Genomic DNA, 15,525 nt, shown 5'->3' on the forward strand with positions numbered 1-15,525 from the left:
AAAACCCCGGCCCTGAGGTGTTAGGGCCGGGGCTATGCAGGCCATCCAGTCGCGTCGTTAAGGCTTGCCCGCATATTCAAATGCTCATTGCGGAAGCTTCCATAAAAGAATGCAAGCTCCGCCTGTCGCGACAATCGCGCCTAGCACGAGCAAACCTTGATCAGAAATTAAGAACCCAAACAGCGTCATTTTCTGCGACACTCCTGCCATATCATAAAGCCAATCAAAGCAAGTAGGGCAGCCGTCGTGAAGCCGATAAACCAACCCATAGTCGATCCTCCAGCCGAATAAACTCGTATGACGGGAAAAAGTTCAGTGTACTGGGGAAAGAAAACCCCGGTAGGCGGGCAAGCCCTGGACCGGGGTTACTGACTTTGCATTCAAGCGGGGGCTGTGATGCCGTGAATGACCAATAGCTAGATCAAAAAATCGGGGCGTCAAGAGTTGAGACTTAAAAAGCCCCGGCTCGTGGGTAATCGTTTCGAGCCGGGGCTTATCACTGGTGCAACACGAGCAGGTGCTTCGATACAGTGAATGGTTGGGAAGTAGGGCGCAAAGATTGTGAGACAAGATGCAAAGTAAACCCCGGCGCGTTGCCGGGGCTTTTTAGTCTTGGTGACTACGGGCGGCGAGGATGTTTCCTATGGTACTTAATCTCCTTCCAAGCCAGTGTCGTCGTTACATAGGCGAGAGCAGCTATTATTGCTGCTAGGATTAACAGAAACCAAAGCATGACACGCTCCTATGCCTGAACCCGTCCGCCACCTGGTGTTTTCCCCGTCATCCAAGGAATTGCGACCTCGGGCTCTTCAAGTATACCGCGCTTCTTGGCGAACCCTCGAATGGCGCTTTCTGCTGCTTCAACTGGTTTGATACAGTCGTGAGCATCGCAGCACGCTTTCCAAGCTGTCTCATAAATCAGATCACGGTCGTGTAAGGGGCGCTCATCTAGAAAATCTAAGGCATCTCCGATGCTGCCAATTTCGCGGACGATATAAGGTCCGTCCTTCACGAAAACAGGACTGTCAAACAAACGGTCGCTCATCGAAATCTCCATTTGATCGAACGAGTTTTGTCAGGATGACCGCTTCGATTTAGTCAGTAATTCCGCCCTTTCAAGAGGGTGTTTCTTACAAATTTTTGAGTAAACACTATGGCACGACGCATCAAAGCGGCGGGGCTTTCTCCAATCTAATTACAAGGACAATCAAATGAACAAAGCAACGTTCTTCGCGTATGCGAGGCGCGCGCCTTTTGGCGGCCGTTTGAGCCAGGCTGATGTGAGCGGCACAGAGGCTGTCTTTGCCGACGCTGAGCGTAAGAATTTGCCGGACGAGCAAATCGCTCACATCCTTGCGATGGTTTTTCATGAAACCGGAGGCAAGATGCAGCCGGTCGTTAAGTATTTGAATTATTCGTCGGCTGCGCGGATAAGGCAAGTGTGGCCAAAGCGCTTTTCGTCTATTGCAGCAGCCCGGCCATATGTGATTAACCCGCAGACACTTGCCAATAAGGTCTATGGCGGCGGCATGGGCAACGACAGCGTTAATGACGGTTGGACCTATCGCGGACGCGGCTTAAAGCAGATAACAGGTGAGGACAATTACAAGGAGTTCGGTATCGCCGATGCGCCTGAGAAAGCGCTTGAGCCCAGAACGGCAATTTGCTTCCTCTTCGAAGAAATGGTGCTGGGCAAGTTCACCGATCGTAAGCTCACAGATTTTTTCGGCAAAGGGAAAGCTGATCCAGAAGGCGCGCGAACTGTCGTCAAGGGCACCGATAAAGCAATGCTGATCGCCGGCTATTACCGCAACTTCCTCGACAGCCTACTCAAACATCTAGGAATATGAATTGTGGTTCCGGCGGAATTAAATTCAGCCGTCCGTTACAGCAATACCCGGGCGAATACACAGCCAATACCAGGATTACACTGCCAAGAACTTTGGCTTAGCCTTCAATGTCTGCTTAATTGTTCCAATCTGGATCATCATCCGGAGGGTCGTTGTCTATAGGCTAGCATCAATCCCCGTCACTATCTTCCCGAATTGCCACTTGTAACCGCCGTACACGCCGTGCGGCCGATGAGTCGAATTCGGATTAGCATTTGGAGCGTTCCACTCATAAAATTCTTCGCCCATCTTCCGCCGATCTTCGCGACTATATAGCCGCCAAACCAATCAAATGCCTCGCCAACAGCAGTGTTTACCTAGGTGCCAGTGATAAGTGCGCCAACAGGTAAATGCTTCATAGCAATCTCCCCAAGGCTACCCCGCTGGAGATTATGACCCGAATCAAATCTGCAGCTGAATGTCTGCCGCCCTTCAGGCGATCTCATGCTGAAAAGTGCCCTGACAAACTCCCCAGTATGTCAGGGCGGTGATCCGACAAGAAGCTCAATAATTGTCGTCCACCAGTCAGTTATTAGCTCGAATACCAGAGAGAGAACTCCCGGCAAGCGAAGGGCCGACTGGATATTTGCGCGTTGGCTTGGTCCGCGTCGCAAGTGAATCATCTCACACTACATTGAAAACACAATGTCGCTTCCCATCAGATGCTGGCACTTTGCCGGATCTAATTTCAGAATGACAATGTGAACACAACAACGTGCTTCGCCTATGCGAGGCGCGCAGTTTCATTTCTTCGCGAAAGGATGAGTCAAAACAGATGATGTCCGGATGTCTACGAAGCTATTCACGAGAACGCTCTTCTGCCTTTGTTCTTTTGCCTTCCTGACAATTGGCATTGTCTTGTCCGCAGTCTTTATCCTGAAGCGCGCACCTGTTCTCCCTTATGTGGTCCACAGCGCGCCACTGAGGTATGCGATTCTTATCAGCCCAAAGCGTCGCAGACCTTCAGTTTTATCACGAGCTGTGGCCGCTGCTTAAACATTTGGCGACGCTGCCATTCTGTGAAGAAAAGCTCCTCAGTTGCCGGTACCATAATGTCGATCAAGCTCTTGCTGAGATAGTTTGTAAATAAGAAGATCTGGTCTGGCCGATTAACTTTGCGCACAAGATGGGGAACCTGAGCATCAAAGTATCGACATGTTTTCCTCAAATCCAAACTCCAGGGCATCGCTATCAATAAAGCTTTACAATTGGCGTCTGTCCGCTACTAGATGGCGAAAAATTATAACAAAAGCAGGGGCAAGGCGTGAAAATTACAGGCATTATGCTGCAGCGCGATGAAATTGACGTTGTCCTTTTTAACGTTTTGCATCACCTAAATACTCTTGGGTTTTCTCGTCTTATCATCGGCGATAATGGATCTACTGACGGCTCAAGAGAGGCACTTCGGCGGCTCGAAAAGCGTGATCCGCGCTTATTGGTTGTTGATATGCCGGGTGAGTTTGCTCAGGCAGATAGGACAAATCTATTATATCAAATTGCTATCGATAATGGAGCGGACTGGGTAGTTCCCTTGGATGCCGACGAATTTCTCTCAGTGAATCGTAACGAATTGAACGATGTCCTGAAGAAAAGCGATGACCCTGCTGTCCACATGCGAATTCGAAATTTCGCTCAAACAAGAAGAGCGGAAAGAATGAGGATGCATAACCTCGCGAGCATGTATTATGCAGTTCCTCCGAGCGCCACCGCCGCAGATGCGATGAATTACGTCCTTGAAGGAAAGATTTCATTTCTTGAGAGCATTTATCCACCAAAGTACATTTGGAGGGCAGATAAAGCGTTGTTGATCGCCAAAGGCAACCATAAAGCAAATATAGACCTTCCCGACGTCAAGTTTTCAATTGACTTAAATCATGCACCTCTACGGTCAAAGTCGGCTATTTCAGACAGAATTGTCAGAATTTCCCGCCTTGAGGAGGGGCCGCCTACCCAGTCATGGCATATAAAACGACTAGCTTTCGTAGACATTGAAGAAGAATGGAGACGTAGTTCCGTTTCAAATGGCCATCTAGATGTTAAGGATACCCGACGCCGACTGCAATTTGCCCCGTTCTTCCTAAAGGTATTTTTAAAACATGCACTATCAGTGCGTAGTCTAGTAAAATCCGCCTCCTAGCCGGAGCCCAGCTTAAAAAGAAAACTCCGGATAGTTGGGGGCGATCCGGTGCCGCGCTCACCGATCGATCTGGAACTGTTAAAACGCTCGCTGATGATCTTACAGCCTCAGGAAAAGACAATGCATTGCACGAGCTTGCGAGCATTTCCTAGCGTTGCTGTGTGCTGTTTTAACTTGAATGAAATTGACGAATGGGCTCACCAGGGTCTGTGTCGCAATATTCTGCCCGTGCAATGCAGTTTTGAGAGCGCGCTTACTCAACGCCAGCTCCTACGTTCCAACCGCTCCGGTTAGAGGTCTCGGTTAAAGCGGGTGGTGTCGGGTTTTGGAACACCTAGACTGTGTATTATCGTTCCGGACATATAGATAGCCGACTGTGCCGTAAGCCAGTATCCGGCCGAACGCAGGGCCAGTACGAACATCAACGTTTCCAATCAATGTGGCTTTCGCTTCTACTTCCACGTGCCCATCCCAAATGTAGGGAAAATTCGAGAGAATATTGTTTGATGCTTTCAAATCAGCCTTGATAATTTCGTCGTATTTCGGCAGAGCAGCGATAAATTTCAATCATGGGTTGATGTGTGCAGGCGAAGATGAAGATAATCGGTATTTTGCTTCAGCGAGATGAGATCGATGTCGTATTGTTCAATGTCTTGTATCACCTGAACGTCGTTGGCTTAGACCGACTTATTGTAGGCGACAATGGTTCAACGGACGGTTCAAGGGAGGCACTTCACAAGCTCGAGCGGGTCGATCCACGCCTTATCGTCATCGATATGCCAGGTGAATTCGAACAGGCCTTGAGGGTGAATGAGCTTTATCAACTTGCCATAAGTTTGGGCGCAGATTGGATTTTACCTCTAGATGCCGACGAATTTTTGCCGATGAAAAGATCAAAATTAGCAAATGTTCTGCGTGAGACTGACAGCTTGGCCGTTGAAATGGAGATAAATAACTTCGTCCAAAGGCGCGGTGCTTTGCATAAGCGTCTACGCAACTTAGCCAGCATGCTTTACAGAGCCCCAATTTTGGGTTCGAAATCGGAAGCTATGGCTCTCGTAAACTCTGGTGAAGTCGGATTTGTTGAAGCTGCATATCCCCCTAAATTCCTATGGCGAGCCAATAAGCAGCTTTCGCTTTTGAAAGGAAATCACGGCGCTGACATCTGTCTAGGGAATGTACCCATCTGCATCCCTCTCTACCACGCGCCGTTAAGGTCCAAGGCGTCTATTTTTTCTCGGGTTGCAAGCATTGCTCGACTAGAGAGCGGAACGCCCGACACTGCCTGGCATATTAAACGTTTGATAGACGTCAACGTGGAAGAAGAATGGCGCCGAAATTCGTATAAGCGTGGTCAGGTGGGTACGAATGCCGAGAAACACCGACTAGAGTTCGATCCCTTCTTCCTGAGAGTGTTCTTACGATACTATTTGAAAGTTATCCGACTGGTTCGACAGAATTGATGATTTCTCAGTATTTTAATCTCAATCCGATCAAGCGGATATATGTTACCGATAGGGAGCCCGACAAGACCTCAGGGCCCAAGCTAAACTTGGCACCTTTCGCGTAAGAAGAATCGGATTCTTTGTATGTTCCGCTTGTGTTCTCACTTTGGGCAGCCGTATATGTGGGGTGTGGATAACTGACTAACATACAATCTCACCAGCCGCGGCAGCTCAACACACTTCCGCCAGATGGTAAGTAACGGACTGGAGGCGTCCTCTGGGTGCTGGCATGTGCCTTGCGCAGCCTCTTCTGTGCACCTGACAAGAGGCGCCGTCGCTTTGCCATTGATGAACGCGGCTCACTTCTAACTAAAGAGCGGCGATTTTAGCGAGTTCGTCCAGAATGCATACGCCAGTGGGTCGACAGCAATTGGCACGACGCTCACTGTTAAGGTCCGTCAGCCTATTATTCGCTGATATCGGCGTATACGTGTACGGTTGAAGGCAGCTTCGAGATGTGAAAAGCTTTCCAGTCGCTGGAAATCTTTCAGCTGTTGGAGGTGCCAATATATAACAACACTTTGATATAGTATCAGTATCGAGGCTTGCTAATCGATCCGGTGATTGTTTTGTCGATTGCAAAAGTCACGCGGCTTTCTTTGTCATAAGCTGAGTAAACGGCAAGCATAGCGATCACCATTGGTGCGGCGAGAATGGCACTTCTGATTGCGGTTTCTGCGATTGGAGAGCGAGCTCGTTTTTTCATATTCATTTATTGTAATATTTTGCTTAAAGCTCAGTAAATCGACGTGGTTAATCATCCGTATCCGTCAGAGAAGTTGACACTCTGCAATCAGATTTTCTCAACTTCCAGGGGGGTACCCATCTGGAATGGGTTTAGGAGGCTGGTTTTACCCCACATCAATTTCTAGGATTGCTTCGTATGAACATCCATCCGAAAAATTCCCGACATCGACCGTTACGTCGAGAAGAAGCGGCTGTCAGTTTCACGGTGGCACGCAACAAAAGCTTACGTTTCTTTTTCCGCTTGTATGATTGTGGAGTTGAAGGAATTCGGCAGTGTTGCGTCGCTTTCATACTCACCACAAGAGCATTTGCATCGTTGAGTGTTTGAACTCCAAGGCTTTAAACTTAGATCGGCTAAAGCGGGTGAACGAGGAATGGTTCTTCATCGTCAACGGGTACTGTTATTAATGGATGCTCAAAGTGAAGGGGCTGAAAGAGAATAATCGATCCATTCCTCGAATTGCTGATATCCATCCCGGTTCCGTTATTCTCCAGGAGTGCTTGCAACAACTCTTTCAGGCTGTCGACCTTACTCGAAGAGTGAGACACAGTTTTGATCGATCGGGAGGTGACAGACTTAAAACAAGAACGCCCGCTGCACTGGGAGGAGGAGTGTGCAGCGGGCGGATCTGGAAAGCGCGGCGATTGGGAGGAGGAGTGCCACGCTTCGAGTTCAGCCTCTGGGAGGAGGAGTGAGGCTGGACAATATAAAAATAGGTCACTGGTACGATGATTACAATGAGCAATGTTGCACACTAGGTATGCGGTGGATGCATAGTGGCTCATTAAAATGGAAAACCGCCCGGCAGCGCCGAAGCGCGCGCAGGCGGCCTTATCCTCCCAGATAACCGTCACTAGCAGTATTGAATTAGTAAATCAACAAGTACCGTCAAGTACATAATCATACTAATTTAGTGAGATTTATCTTTGTTCTTGAAGGTATCATTGGGCGCGGTCGCCCATCTTCATGTGGCCCGTATCGCGCTTTGGGCGGGGGGCTTGGGTTGCGCGATACGGGTGCAGTCCTGCGAACAGGATGCCTACATTAAATAAGTATTATCGTCGAATTCCGAAATGACAGTTTGTTGCAGTTGAAAATGGTTAGTGCCGCAACCAAAAGCTTCCGTGTTGAGAGGACTTGCAAAACGAATGCGTATGGTCCCCCGCTGAACTCAGCGCGCAGTTAAAGTGTAACGTCAATGGTCTTAATCAATAAGCATCATCCGGCAGCTTTGTGCAGCAATGTCGCTAAGGTATCAAAGCGCAGACAATTTAGAGCAGGTTTGTATCATGACGCACTGGCGATTGGCATGCCTGTCTAAAAGTGAGTATTAGACGGTGATTTACTTCTGACGTTGATATCGAGAATGGTTGGGAGCTTCCATCGAGATCTTGCTACACGAGCGGCTAAGAAAAACAGTTGAAGATGCGAGAACAGTGAACTGTTATCACCGACCGCCGGTCAGCAAAAACGCACAGCTCCCTGTGCCGATTATTTGAAGTCTATGCGAACAATAGCCTGTTTAGACAATTATAGGCCGATTTCATTGCGATGAATATTTGCACATCGAGGGTACTGATCTGAACTTAGGCCGGTAACAGGAACGGGCATCCTATATTTGCTTTCGCCCATTTATTCCAGACCATTTCAAATCGTCCATGTGGAAATTCCTGACGGTCTTTATAAAACGATGCGTCCGCATAAAGCAGTTTCGTACGCCACAGCTCCATCATAAAATTGAGGAGCATGTGCTTTCGTTTCGCTAAAAAGTCTACAACAGGAACGGTCAAATCGGATTCAGAAAATGTACCTGCTTGATCTGACAGCTCGAAAATCCTGACCCTTACCAGATGTCTCATGACCGGGTCTGGAGTGAAGCGCCACACCGCCCCTCCTGGTTCGTCGAAGAAGGGTTGAGTGTGCTGGTGATTGTCAACCACAGCTTCGCAACACTCAAGGATATTGGTGACTACGCTGGAAAATATATCAGTTACAGTCGACGTGTGAGTTTTCTCCGGCAGGCTCAGCACAATGTTTGACCAGCCATGCTTCCGAATAAGCAAGGAAATCTGAAACTCATCAAAAATCTCGTTCTGTTCAATATTCATCAATACGTTACGCGGTTAATTGCCGTTGTGTTTTGACCAAACCGCGCGTCTCCGATCTAACCAATATATGATCAGACTCGTCTGCTCTTGTCGAGTAATGCGAGCTGGACCAGCTTCGCTTTGCTGTTCTCGGATATACGGGTGATTTGTCTGCTCCATAGTGAGCGGGTTCACGGGAAAGACACCTGAGCCGTAAAGGTCTGAAAATTCATAGTCCGGTATATCTGTGCCAACAATCGCGGCAGTCCGGGCAGAGATCAAATTAGAGCTCTGCAAAGTCTATATCAAAGAGTGAAAACCTCTCCATAACGCCATGGAAATTATCGGTACAGCATTTCATTTCGGTGCGCAAAATGTTGGAGGGATGGTCTTGAGATTTCCGCTAAGTTTATTTGATGCGTGAATAGTTTACGTCATTACAACTAATTGATCCCTTCCAGTTGTCGGCGAAGCTTTGCGATACCGCTGAGCGGTTATTTGCTTAAATTGACATGATCTTTCGGGGAATGATCATGCGATTAAAAATAAGATGTTATATCATTATGGCTATTGTGGTCTCAAGCGGCATAAGGGCCTCTGTTCCTCCGGCGGGAGCCGTAAGCTGCAACCTCGTTCCGCTTGAAGGCACAGGCGCTTTGAGTGACCAATCTGCTCCACCTGCCTGGCGCATCAAGCCGGAATTGCGATCGGCAAGGGATTTGCCATTGTTTGCACCTTCAGCGTCACCACAACTCTACCAGTTTGATTGCTCTGACAATCCCAAAGGTAAACCGCAGTCTGGAGTTGCGCCAAAAATTCCCATTCTGCAGTTAGATAAGAAATAGTTCCAAAAAATTTTCTGTCGCTTGGCTCTCGTATTTGTCGCAGTGACAATCTCGTCGAGGGATGAGATGAGCGACTATGAGCCTTAAAGCCAGAATAGTCGGCGATAAATTTGAAGCTGCCCTTTGGGTCGCCTCAATTTCGCTCGTTATTCTGATTCAGGCCATCATAACGTCCTACGCTCAGGCCTCGATGGTTGCATGGTCCAACGGCCCGAACGCAATCATCTGCTCAATCCATGAAACCCAGGAAATGAGGGATGAGGCCCCACTTAAGGAGCTGGCACGTTCCTGCTGCTCGACGCTTTGTCAGGCTGCATGTGCGATAGGAACAGGCCTTGCTGCGCAAACGTTTTCGCTTTCCTATCAAGCCATCTTCATCCCTGCGAACCATATTATACGGCTTGCTATTCTTGGCCCACCAGATCATCTGGCAAAAACGCATCTTCCCAGAGGCCCCCCTGCATTTTTATCTGATGCATGAATCAAATCCGACGTTACGCAAGCTCGCTCATTCTGACTGAGGCGATGTTGCGAGCCGTCTGGCTGTTTCACATAGGCTGGAGATGCCAATGTTTTCTACTCATCTATCCGCAAATGCTGCACCAGATGAGGTGCTGTCATGACAGATACTGTACTATCGAAGCCCAAATCTCATTCGACCGAGGCAATGCGTGCAACCGGTTCAAGCTTGAAGGCTTTCATTACACGGCTGCACTTTTATGTAGGACTGTTCGTCGGCCCATTCATTCTGACTGCCGCGTTTACAGGCACGCTTTACGTCCTCACACCGCAACTCGAAGATCTACTTTATAGCGGCCAGTTACGCACATCTTCGATTGGGACTGTGCTGCCGTTGGAGGAACAGGTTAAGGCCGCACGTGATTTTATTGGTGACGAACCAAAGCTTTTCGCTGTTCGTCCATCCACGAGTCCGGGTTGGAACACGCGCGTCATGTTTAATGAGCCGGGCCTTGGTGAATCCGAGAGCCGAGCGATTTTCGTCGATCCGATAACGTTGGCGATCAAAGGCAATCTGATCGTCTATGGAACGAGTGGGATTTTGCCGTTACGTGCGTCAATTGATTATCTTCATCGGAGTCTCATGCTCGGTAATTTGGGGCGCTATTATAGCGAGCTGGCTGCGTCTTGGCTTTGGGTTGCAGCGCTTGGCGGGGTTCTACTGTGGTGGTGGAAGCGCGATTTGCGGCGTAATGCAAAGGCCAAAGAGAACACGCACCTCCGCACTCGCCGTCTGCATGGACAGATAGGTATCTGGATTGCAGTCGGACTGATCTTTCTTTCAGTAACAGGCATGACCTGGTCGCAGCTGGCTGGCGGACGGATCGATGATTTCCGTACTGCTGTTGGATGGATAACACCGTCTGTGTCGGTGTCCCTTGATAAGCTTGGCGTCGCTGCTGATCCAAATGCTGAACATCACGATCATACAAATCATCAAAATCAATATGCAGCACTATCTACGATTGACTATACTGGCCAGCTGGACGCCGTAAATCTTCTGGCAAGACAATCCGGCCTTGAATCGCCGATGCTGGAAATTCGGTTTCCGCGCAACGCCGAGCAGGCATGGCTGGTTCGAGAATATGATCGTTCATGGCCAACGCAGGTAGATACGATTGCAATCGATCCGCGTGATATGCAGGTCATCAGCCGAGCGGATTTTGAAACGTTTCCAATTATCGCAAAGCTTATTCGCTGGGGAATCGATCTACATATGGGCGTCCTGTTTGGCGTCGCCAATCAAGTCGCTATGGCTTTGCTGGGTTTGGGACTTATGGGAGTGATCATCTATGGTTATCGCATCTGGTGGAAGCGCAGGCCGCCTGCCGGTTCCACGCCTCGAACGCTCATCCAGAGCTGGCTCTATCTTCGTATTTCGCAGCGGGTTGTGGTTGTCCTAATTGCGGCTGTTATCGGATGGACATTACCGATGATCGGTCTGAGTCTGTTGGTATTTTTGGCTATCGATTTGGTGCGGTGGAAAGTGGCTGCAATTGCCAAAGCATAAATGTTAAAGGCACCGGCTTGGCCGGTGCCTTTTATAAGATTTCAGCTGGCAGGGCGCGGTGGCAAGCCCGCGCGCGCGCGCATCTTGTCAAGCAAAGCCGCTGCAATCGGTTCGTAGTTTTCGTCGAAGTGATGACCGCCCGATAGTTTCATCAGGTCCGCACCTTTGAGCTCTGGTGCGGTGCAGGCGGTATCGTCTTCCTCTTCCCCATAAACGCAGACGATGCGATCAAGCGGAATTGTCGCGATGGCGGGGACGACGTTCTTGTCGCCATCCATTCCGAGCCAACCTTCAATTGAAACCTGGAAAGTGGTCGTGGTTTCGACGCCGAGGAGTCCGATCATTTTTGTGCGATCCTGTAATGCAGGGTCGAGATATTTCCACGCAAAGGGGAATGTATCCGCACCAAAAGAATAACCGAGCACGGCTACTGGCAGCTTGCCGGTTGGGTCGGCTTTATGGATCATAGCCGTTGTATCCCGAGCAATTTCTTCCGGTGTGCGTTCCGACCAGAAATAACGCAGAGAGTCGACGCCGATGACGTGGACGCCATGTGCCTGCAACCACTCGCCAATTGATTTGTCGAGATCGCGCCAACCACCGTCGCCGGAATAAAACACAGCAACCATATCAGCACTGCCGTTTTTTGCAGGCAGGTCGACGATGGGCAAAGCTTCGTTTTTTGCGTCCTGATCGGCCATGGCAACGACGTTATCGACCGCCATTCTCATCCGTGTCGGAAAATCTGCTCCGGATTGCAATACTGCAATCTTCTTCTGACGTGCTTGCACCGGGTTATTTACGGGAGAACCTGTTGGCCCGATAACGAGCGTAGGCGCAGGCATGTTCGCGTCATAGCCATAAGTAAAGCCTCCCTCCGGTGTCTTATTGGCTTCGGCTGCTTCAGTACAGGAGGGCAAACGCGTTTTTGCAGGCGTTGGATCGAGAGAAATTGCCCCTGCGATTGTAGCATCAGGTGAGTCAGATGCTGCAGCGTAAGCAATCGTTGCACCCTGACCGATGCCCGTCACGACGGGATGGAAATAGACATCAAGATCAAGTCCGCGCAGCGCTTCTTTCGCAATCGCTTCAAAATCGGAGTCGAGGTAGTTGCACTCGCCATCTTCTTTGTCGAGCGCGGCGCGCCAAGGGCCAAGCTCCACAGGCAATACAATTATATTACGTTCTAACATCGCATCTAAATAGCTGCGTTCTTTGTCGCCAACGCCATTTTCATCACTCAAGAGAATAGCAATCCCAACCGGATCACCTTTCGGCATATAGACCGGGATGTTGGAAAGCCGTTCGGCGCTCGCATGGATGAGAGGTTTGTCTGCATTGAAGAACTGAGCCCATTGACGGGCAATCTTGCCTGGATGAAGGGCAGCATAGCCGCCAGCGCCAACGATCAGCGCCAGCCCGAGGACAGTCAAAAGAATGCGCCGCTTCTTCATTTGCGAATGAACTCCAGAGGGTTGCCGTTGATCAGTGTAGTAGCGTCGATAAGCGTACGCGGTGTTTCAAGGCCACCGGGACAAACCATGTAGTGTGGCGTCCAGATCGGGTCGAACTTCTCTTTGAAGGCTTTGAGACCGTCAAAGTGATAGAGGTCCGCACCTCGTCGATAAATGAACGACCCGAAACGATTCCAGCGTGACGCGAGCCTGCTGCGGTTTAGTCCAGAGAGTGGCGCCGCGCCCAGATTGAACCATTTATATCCCTGATCCTTGCTATAAATAAGAAGCTTTGCAAAAAGCGCGTCCATTAAAAGCTTATGCACATTGGGCATATAGCGCATCAGGTCGACGGTGATTTCGTATTTCTCAGCGCCGCGCCAGAGATTGGCGAAGGCTACGATTTCACCATCCTTCTTCAATACGGCCACGTCAAAACGCTTGATATAATCATCATCAAAATAGCCCAGAGAGAAACCTTTTTCACTGCCCGATTTATGTTCAAGCCATGCGTCTGAGATTTCGCGCAGGCGTGGGACCAACGTAGGCACGTCCTTAACGTCGACGACTTCAAAGGTCAGTCCGTCCTTCTCAACCTTACGATCGGCATAGCGGAACGGCTGGCGACGAGGACCTTCAAGTGAAAAATTGGTCAAATCGACGCGTGCAACTTCACCAAGCTTCAGAACAACAAGCCCCATATCGAGGAACAACGGCAGGCTTTGTGGACCAACGCCGTAAAACACAGTGCGTAGAGCCATTCTGTCGGCAAGACCGTGGAAAGACCATGCAAGCTCCTTGGCCGCTTCTGCATCGCCAATAGGCTCACCCAGTGCGATCAAGCTGCCGCCAGACTGCGCGTACATGATAAATGCACTGCTATCAGGTGAGAGCATGAATTGCTTGTCTCCGAGCATAGCAAGTGCCGCATCCGTGTGAGGACAAGCGGCTACGAGTGCGGGTACCGCGGCTGGAATTGAGTAGTCGCGTTTGCGTTTGCGCTGGCTGTGCCGGTTGATAATGGAGTGAAGTCCAACGGCCGCAACCACTGCGAACACCAAAACCGTTGCCCGAAGGAAACGGGGCGCATTGTCGTTCCAGGCAAAATCCCACCAAAGATCGCTGGAATATTCGACATGACGATAAACGAAGAAGCCTAGCCAGGTGGAAACTATAACAGTGGTTCCGACCGATGCTATCCAGCTCCAGCTAAGCTCGAATGGGCCGGATATTGGACGGCGATAGAATGAATCACGGAAGCCCCACAACGCGAAGGCAAACATGCATAGAATAGTTGCTTCTTCCCAGTCGAGACCTTTGGTGAGCGAAAATACAGCACCGAAAAGCAGGAGTGCTAGGGCTGCAATCCAGGCGCGTTCCAGCCGTTTAAACAAACCGCGTGCAACAATAAGTAATGCGACACCGACCAAGCTTGCAGCCAAATGAGATGTTTCTACAAAAAACTCAGGGACAATATCTGAGAGAATTTTGGTTCGATAATGCAGATCTGGCGTGGCTCCCGAAATGAGCAGGATAATGCCGCCCAGAAAAATGATGCTGGCGGACAGGCCCGGAATAAGCGGCTCAACGAGGCGCTTGGCAAGCTTAGCATGTTGTCCAAGTTTTTTTCTGCGACGTAAGATTTCCCAGATCAGAATTCCTACAGTAGCAACGACGAGCGGCATGACCGTGTAAATCAAACGGTATGCTAGAAGCGCAGCTATAGCCTCTGGTTTTCCGCCAATGCCCAAGCCCGCAATAATTGTTGCTTCGAACGCTCCCAGCCCGCCTGGCGCATGACTGGCAATGCCAAGCACGATAGCAATCACATAAACCAATGAGAAAAGTGCAAAACTTGGAACTGCATCTTGTGGCATCAACACGTAAAGCGTTGCGGCAGCTGCGCCGACATCAACGAGACCCGCAAAAATCTGGGTGATTGCGCCTTTCGAATTGGGCAGACGAAGGCTAAGCGCGCCGAGGCGTAGGGTGCGCTGGCCATGCGAAAGCCAATAAACCAGCCACGTGATTCCACCAAGAATCACGATGCCGGCGACAATGTCGATGCGTGCGTCGATGTTAGAAATCCATGGCACATCTTGCGGGTCGATAAGTAAAGCTGCTCCGACCATGATTATGAGAGCAAACCAGATCGCAAACCACGAGGTGCCGACGATTTTGCCAATGTCGGCGAGACTTATGCCCTCGGCCGCATAGATACGATATCGAAGTGCGCCGCCGGTCAGCAGCGAGAAACCGATTGCGTTTGAGATCGCATAGCCTGCTGCACCTGCTACAGCTGCAATTCGGCGCGGAATTTGGTTGGGTGCAATCGTGTCAACGGCAACCACATCGTAAAGTGCTACTGCGGCATAGCTAAGCATTGTAAAGAGTACGGCGAGGCCGATCGTGGACCCCGAAAAACTGTGAAACGCCTCAAGGGTATCTTTTCGAGATGTGTTCTGAAGGAGATTTTCTAGAACATATATCGCCAGCAGGGCAATCGCTATGCCGGCGACGGGAAACAGAAAGTGCTGAAATCGCCTCAGCCACCCAATTAATCTATTTGGTCTAGTGGTAACTGAAGAAGGTTCATCATCATCAAGTAGGCTCATCGGAGCGTCGTCCAGTTGGAACAATATAAAATCGCGCAGTGATCCCGATTTAGGGCGAACTTATGTTCGAGCGAGATGCCGCATTGAAAATATGCAAAGTAATGCCGAAGTTGGGTTATAAGGCCAGCAAAAGGCTTTCATCGCAAGCAGTTTCAGTGAAGTCGGAAAGTTCGTCATTTTTCCGTACCTTGTTCAAAAACAAATCAATAGAACGAT

General features: G+C 49.7%; 10 protein-coding genes. 5 read left to right on the forward strand and 5 right to left on the reverse strand.

The annotated features are described in order from the left end of the window. Positions 1-742: 742 nt before the first annotated feature. Positions 743-1,045 (reverse strand): DUF982 domain-containing protein, encoded by a 303-nt coding sequence (locus KMS41_13895; GenBank protein QWK80000.1) that lies wholly within the window; start codon positions 1,043-1,045, stop codon positions 743-745. 166 nt (positions 1,046-1,211) lie between these two features. Between KMS41_13895 and KMS41_13900 the strand changes: the two genes are divergently transcribed. From KMS41_13900 to KMS41_13910, 3 genes are all read left to right on the forward strand, one after another. Next, complete coding sequence (locus KMS41_13900; GenBank protein QWK80001.1) at positions 1,212-1,850, forward strand: chitinase; 639 nt, start codon at positions 1,212-1,214, stop codon at positions 1,848-1,850. Between the two features lie 1,303 nt (positions 1,851-3,153). Continuing rightward, a complete protein-coding gene (locus KMS41_13905; GenBank protein QWK80002.1) occupies positions 3,154-4,026 on the forward strand; it encodes a glycosyltransferase family 2 protein in 873 nt (290 codons plus the stop codon). 593 nt (positions 4,027-4,619) lie between these two features. Beyond that, the gene (locus tag KMS41_13910) at positions 4,620-5,489 is read left to right on the forward strand and encodes a glycosyltransferase family 2 protein (protein QWK80003.1); all 870 of its coding nucleotides are present in this window, start codon (positions 4,620-4,622) and stop codon (positions 5,487-5,489) included. A gap of 574 nt (positions 5,490-6,063) precedes the next feature. Here the strand turns inward: KMS41_13910 and KMS41_13915 are convergent. After that, entirely contained in the window at positions 6,064-6,237 is a 174-nt protein-coding gene (locus KMS41_13915) for a hypothetical protein (GenBank protein ID QWK80004.1), read from the reverse strand. Positions 6,238-7,865: 1,628 nt separating this feature from the next. Continuing rightward, positions 7,866-8,387 carry a hypothetical protein gene (locus KMS41_13920; GenBank protein QWK80005.1) on the reverse strand — a complete coding sequence of 174 codons (522 nt, stop codon included), beginning with the start codon at positions 8,385-8,387 and terminating at the stop codon, positions 7,866-7,868. Positions 8,388-9,287: 900 nt separating this feature from the next. Between KMS41_13920 and KMS41_13925 the strand changes: the two genes are divergently transcribed. Then, positions 9,288-9,692: a hypothetical protein gene (locus KMS41_13925; GenBank protein ID QWK80006.1), complete on the forward strand. Its 405-nt coding sequence runs from the start codon at positions 9,288-9,290 to the stop codon at positions 9,690-9,692. 138 nt (positions 9,693-9,830) lie between these two features. After that, positions 9,831-11,240, forward strand: a complete 1,410-nt coding sequence (locus KMS41_13930) for a PepSY domain-containing protein (GenBank protein QWK80007.1) — start codon at positions 9,831-9,833, stop codon at positions 11,238-11,240. A 41-nt stretch (positions 11,241-11,281) separates the two neighbouring features. Here KMS41_13930 and KMS41_13935 read toward each other — a convergent pair whose 3' ends face one another. Together KMS41_13935 and mprF are read right to left on the reverse strand one after the other, a co-directional pair. After that, positions 11,282-12,694: a virulence factor family protein gene (locus KMS41_13935; GenBank protein QWK80008.1), complete on the reverse strand. Its 1,413-nt coding sequence runs from the start codon at positions 12,692-12,694 to the stop codon at positions 11,282-11,284. Continuing rightward, positions 12,691-15,309 (reverse strand): bifunctional lysylphosphatidylglycerol flippase/synthetase MprF, encoded by a 2,619-nt coding sequence (gene mprF / locus KMS41_13940; protein QWK80009.1) that lies wholly within the window; start codon positions 15,307-15,309, stop codon positions 12,691-12,693. Before mprF ends, KMS41_13935 begins: the two co-directional genes overlap by 4 nt. Positions 15,310-15,525 lie beyond the last annotated feature (216 nt).

This window comes from Ochrobactrum sp. BTU1 (assembly GCA_018798825.1).
In the GTDB taxonomy this organism is placed as follows: Bacteria; Pseudomonadota; Alphaproteobacteria; order Rhizobiales; family Rhizobiaceae; genus Brucella.

What these genes read in the sequence shown, in the direction of transcription:
- KMS41_13895 (QWK80000.1), bottom strand. Translation starts at nt 1,045, where the DNA reads ATGAGCGACCGTTTGTTTGACAGTCCTGTTTTCGTGAAGGACGGACCT.
- KMS41_13900 (QWK80001.1), top strand. Translation starts at nt 1,212, where the DNA reads ATGAACAAAGCAACGTTCTTCGCGTATGCGAGGCGCGCGCCTTTTGGC.
- KMS41_13910 (QWK80003.1), top strand. Translation starts at nt 4,620, where the DNA reads ATGAAGATAATCGGTATTTTGCTTCAGCGAGATGAGATCGATGTCGTA.
- KMS41_13915 (QWK80004.1), bottom strand. Translation starts at nt 6,237, where the DNA reads ATGAAAAAACGAGCTCGCTCTCCAATCGCAGAAACCGCAATCAGAAGT.
- KMS41_13920 (QWK80005.1), bottom strand. Translation starts at nt 8,387, where the DNA reads ATGAATATTGAACAGAACGAGATTTTTGATGAGTTTCAGATTTCCTTG.
- KMS41_13925 (QWK80006.1), top strand. Translation starts at nt 9,288, where the DNA reads ATGAGCCTTAAAGCCAGAATAGTCGGCGATAAATTTGAAGCTGCCCTT.
- KMS41_13930 (QWK80007.1), top strand. Translation starts at nt 9,831, where the DNA reads ATGACAGATACTGTACTATCGAAGCCCAAATCTCATTCGACCGAGGCA.
- KMS41_13935 (QWK80008.1), bottom strand. Translation starts at nt 12,694, where the DNA reads ATGAAGAAGCGGCGCATTCTTTTGACTGTCCTCGGGCTGGCGCTGATC.
- mprF (QWK80009.1), bottom strand. Translation starts at nt 15,309, where the DNA reads ATGAGCCTACTTGATGATGATGAACCTTCTTCAGTTACCACTAGACCA.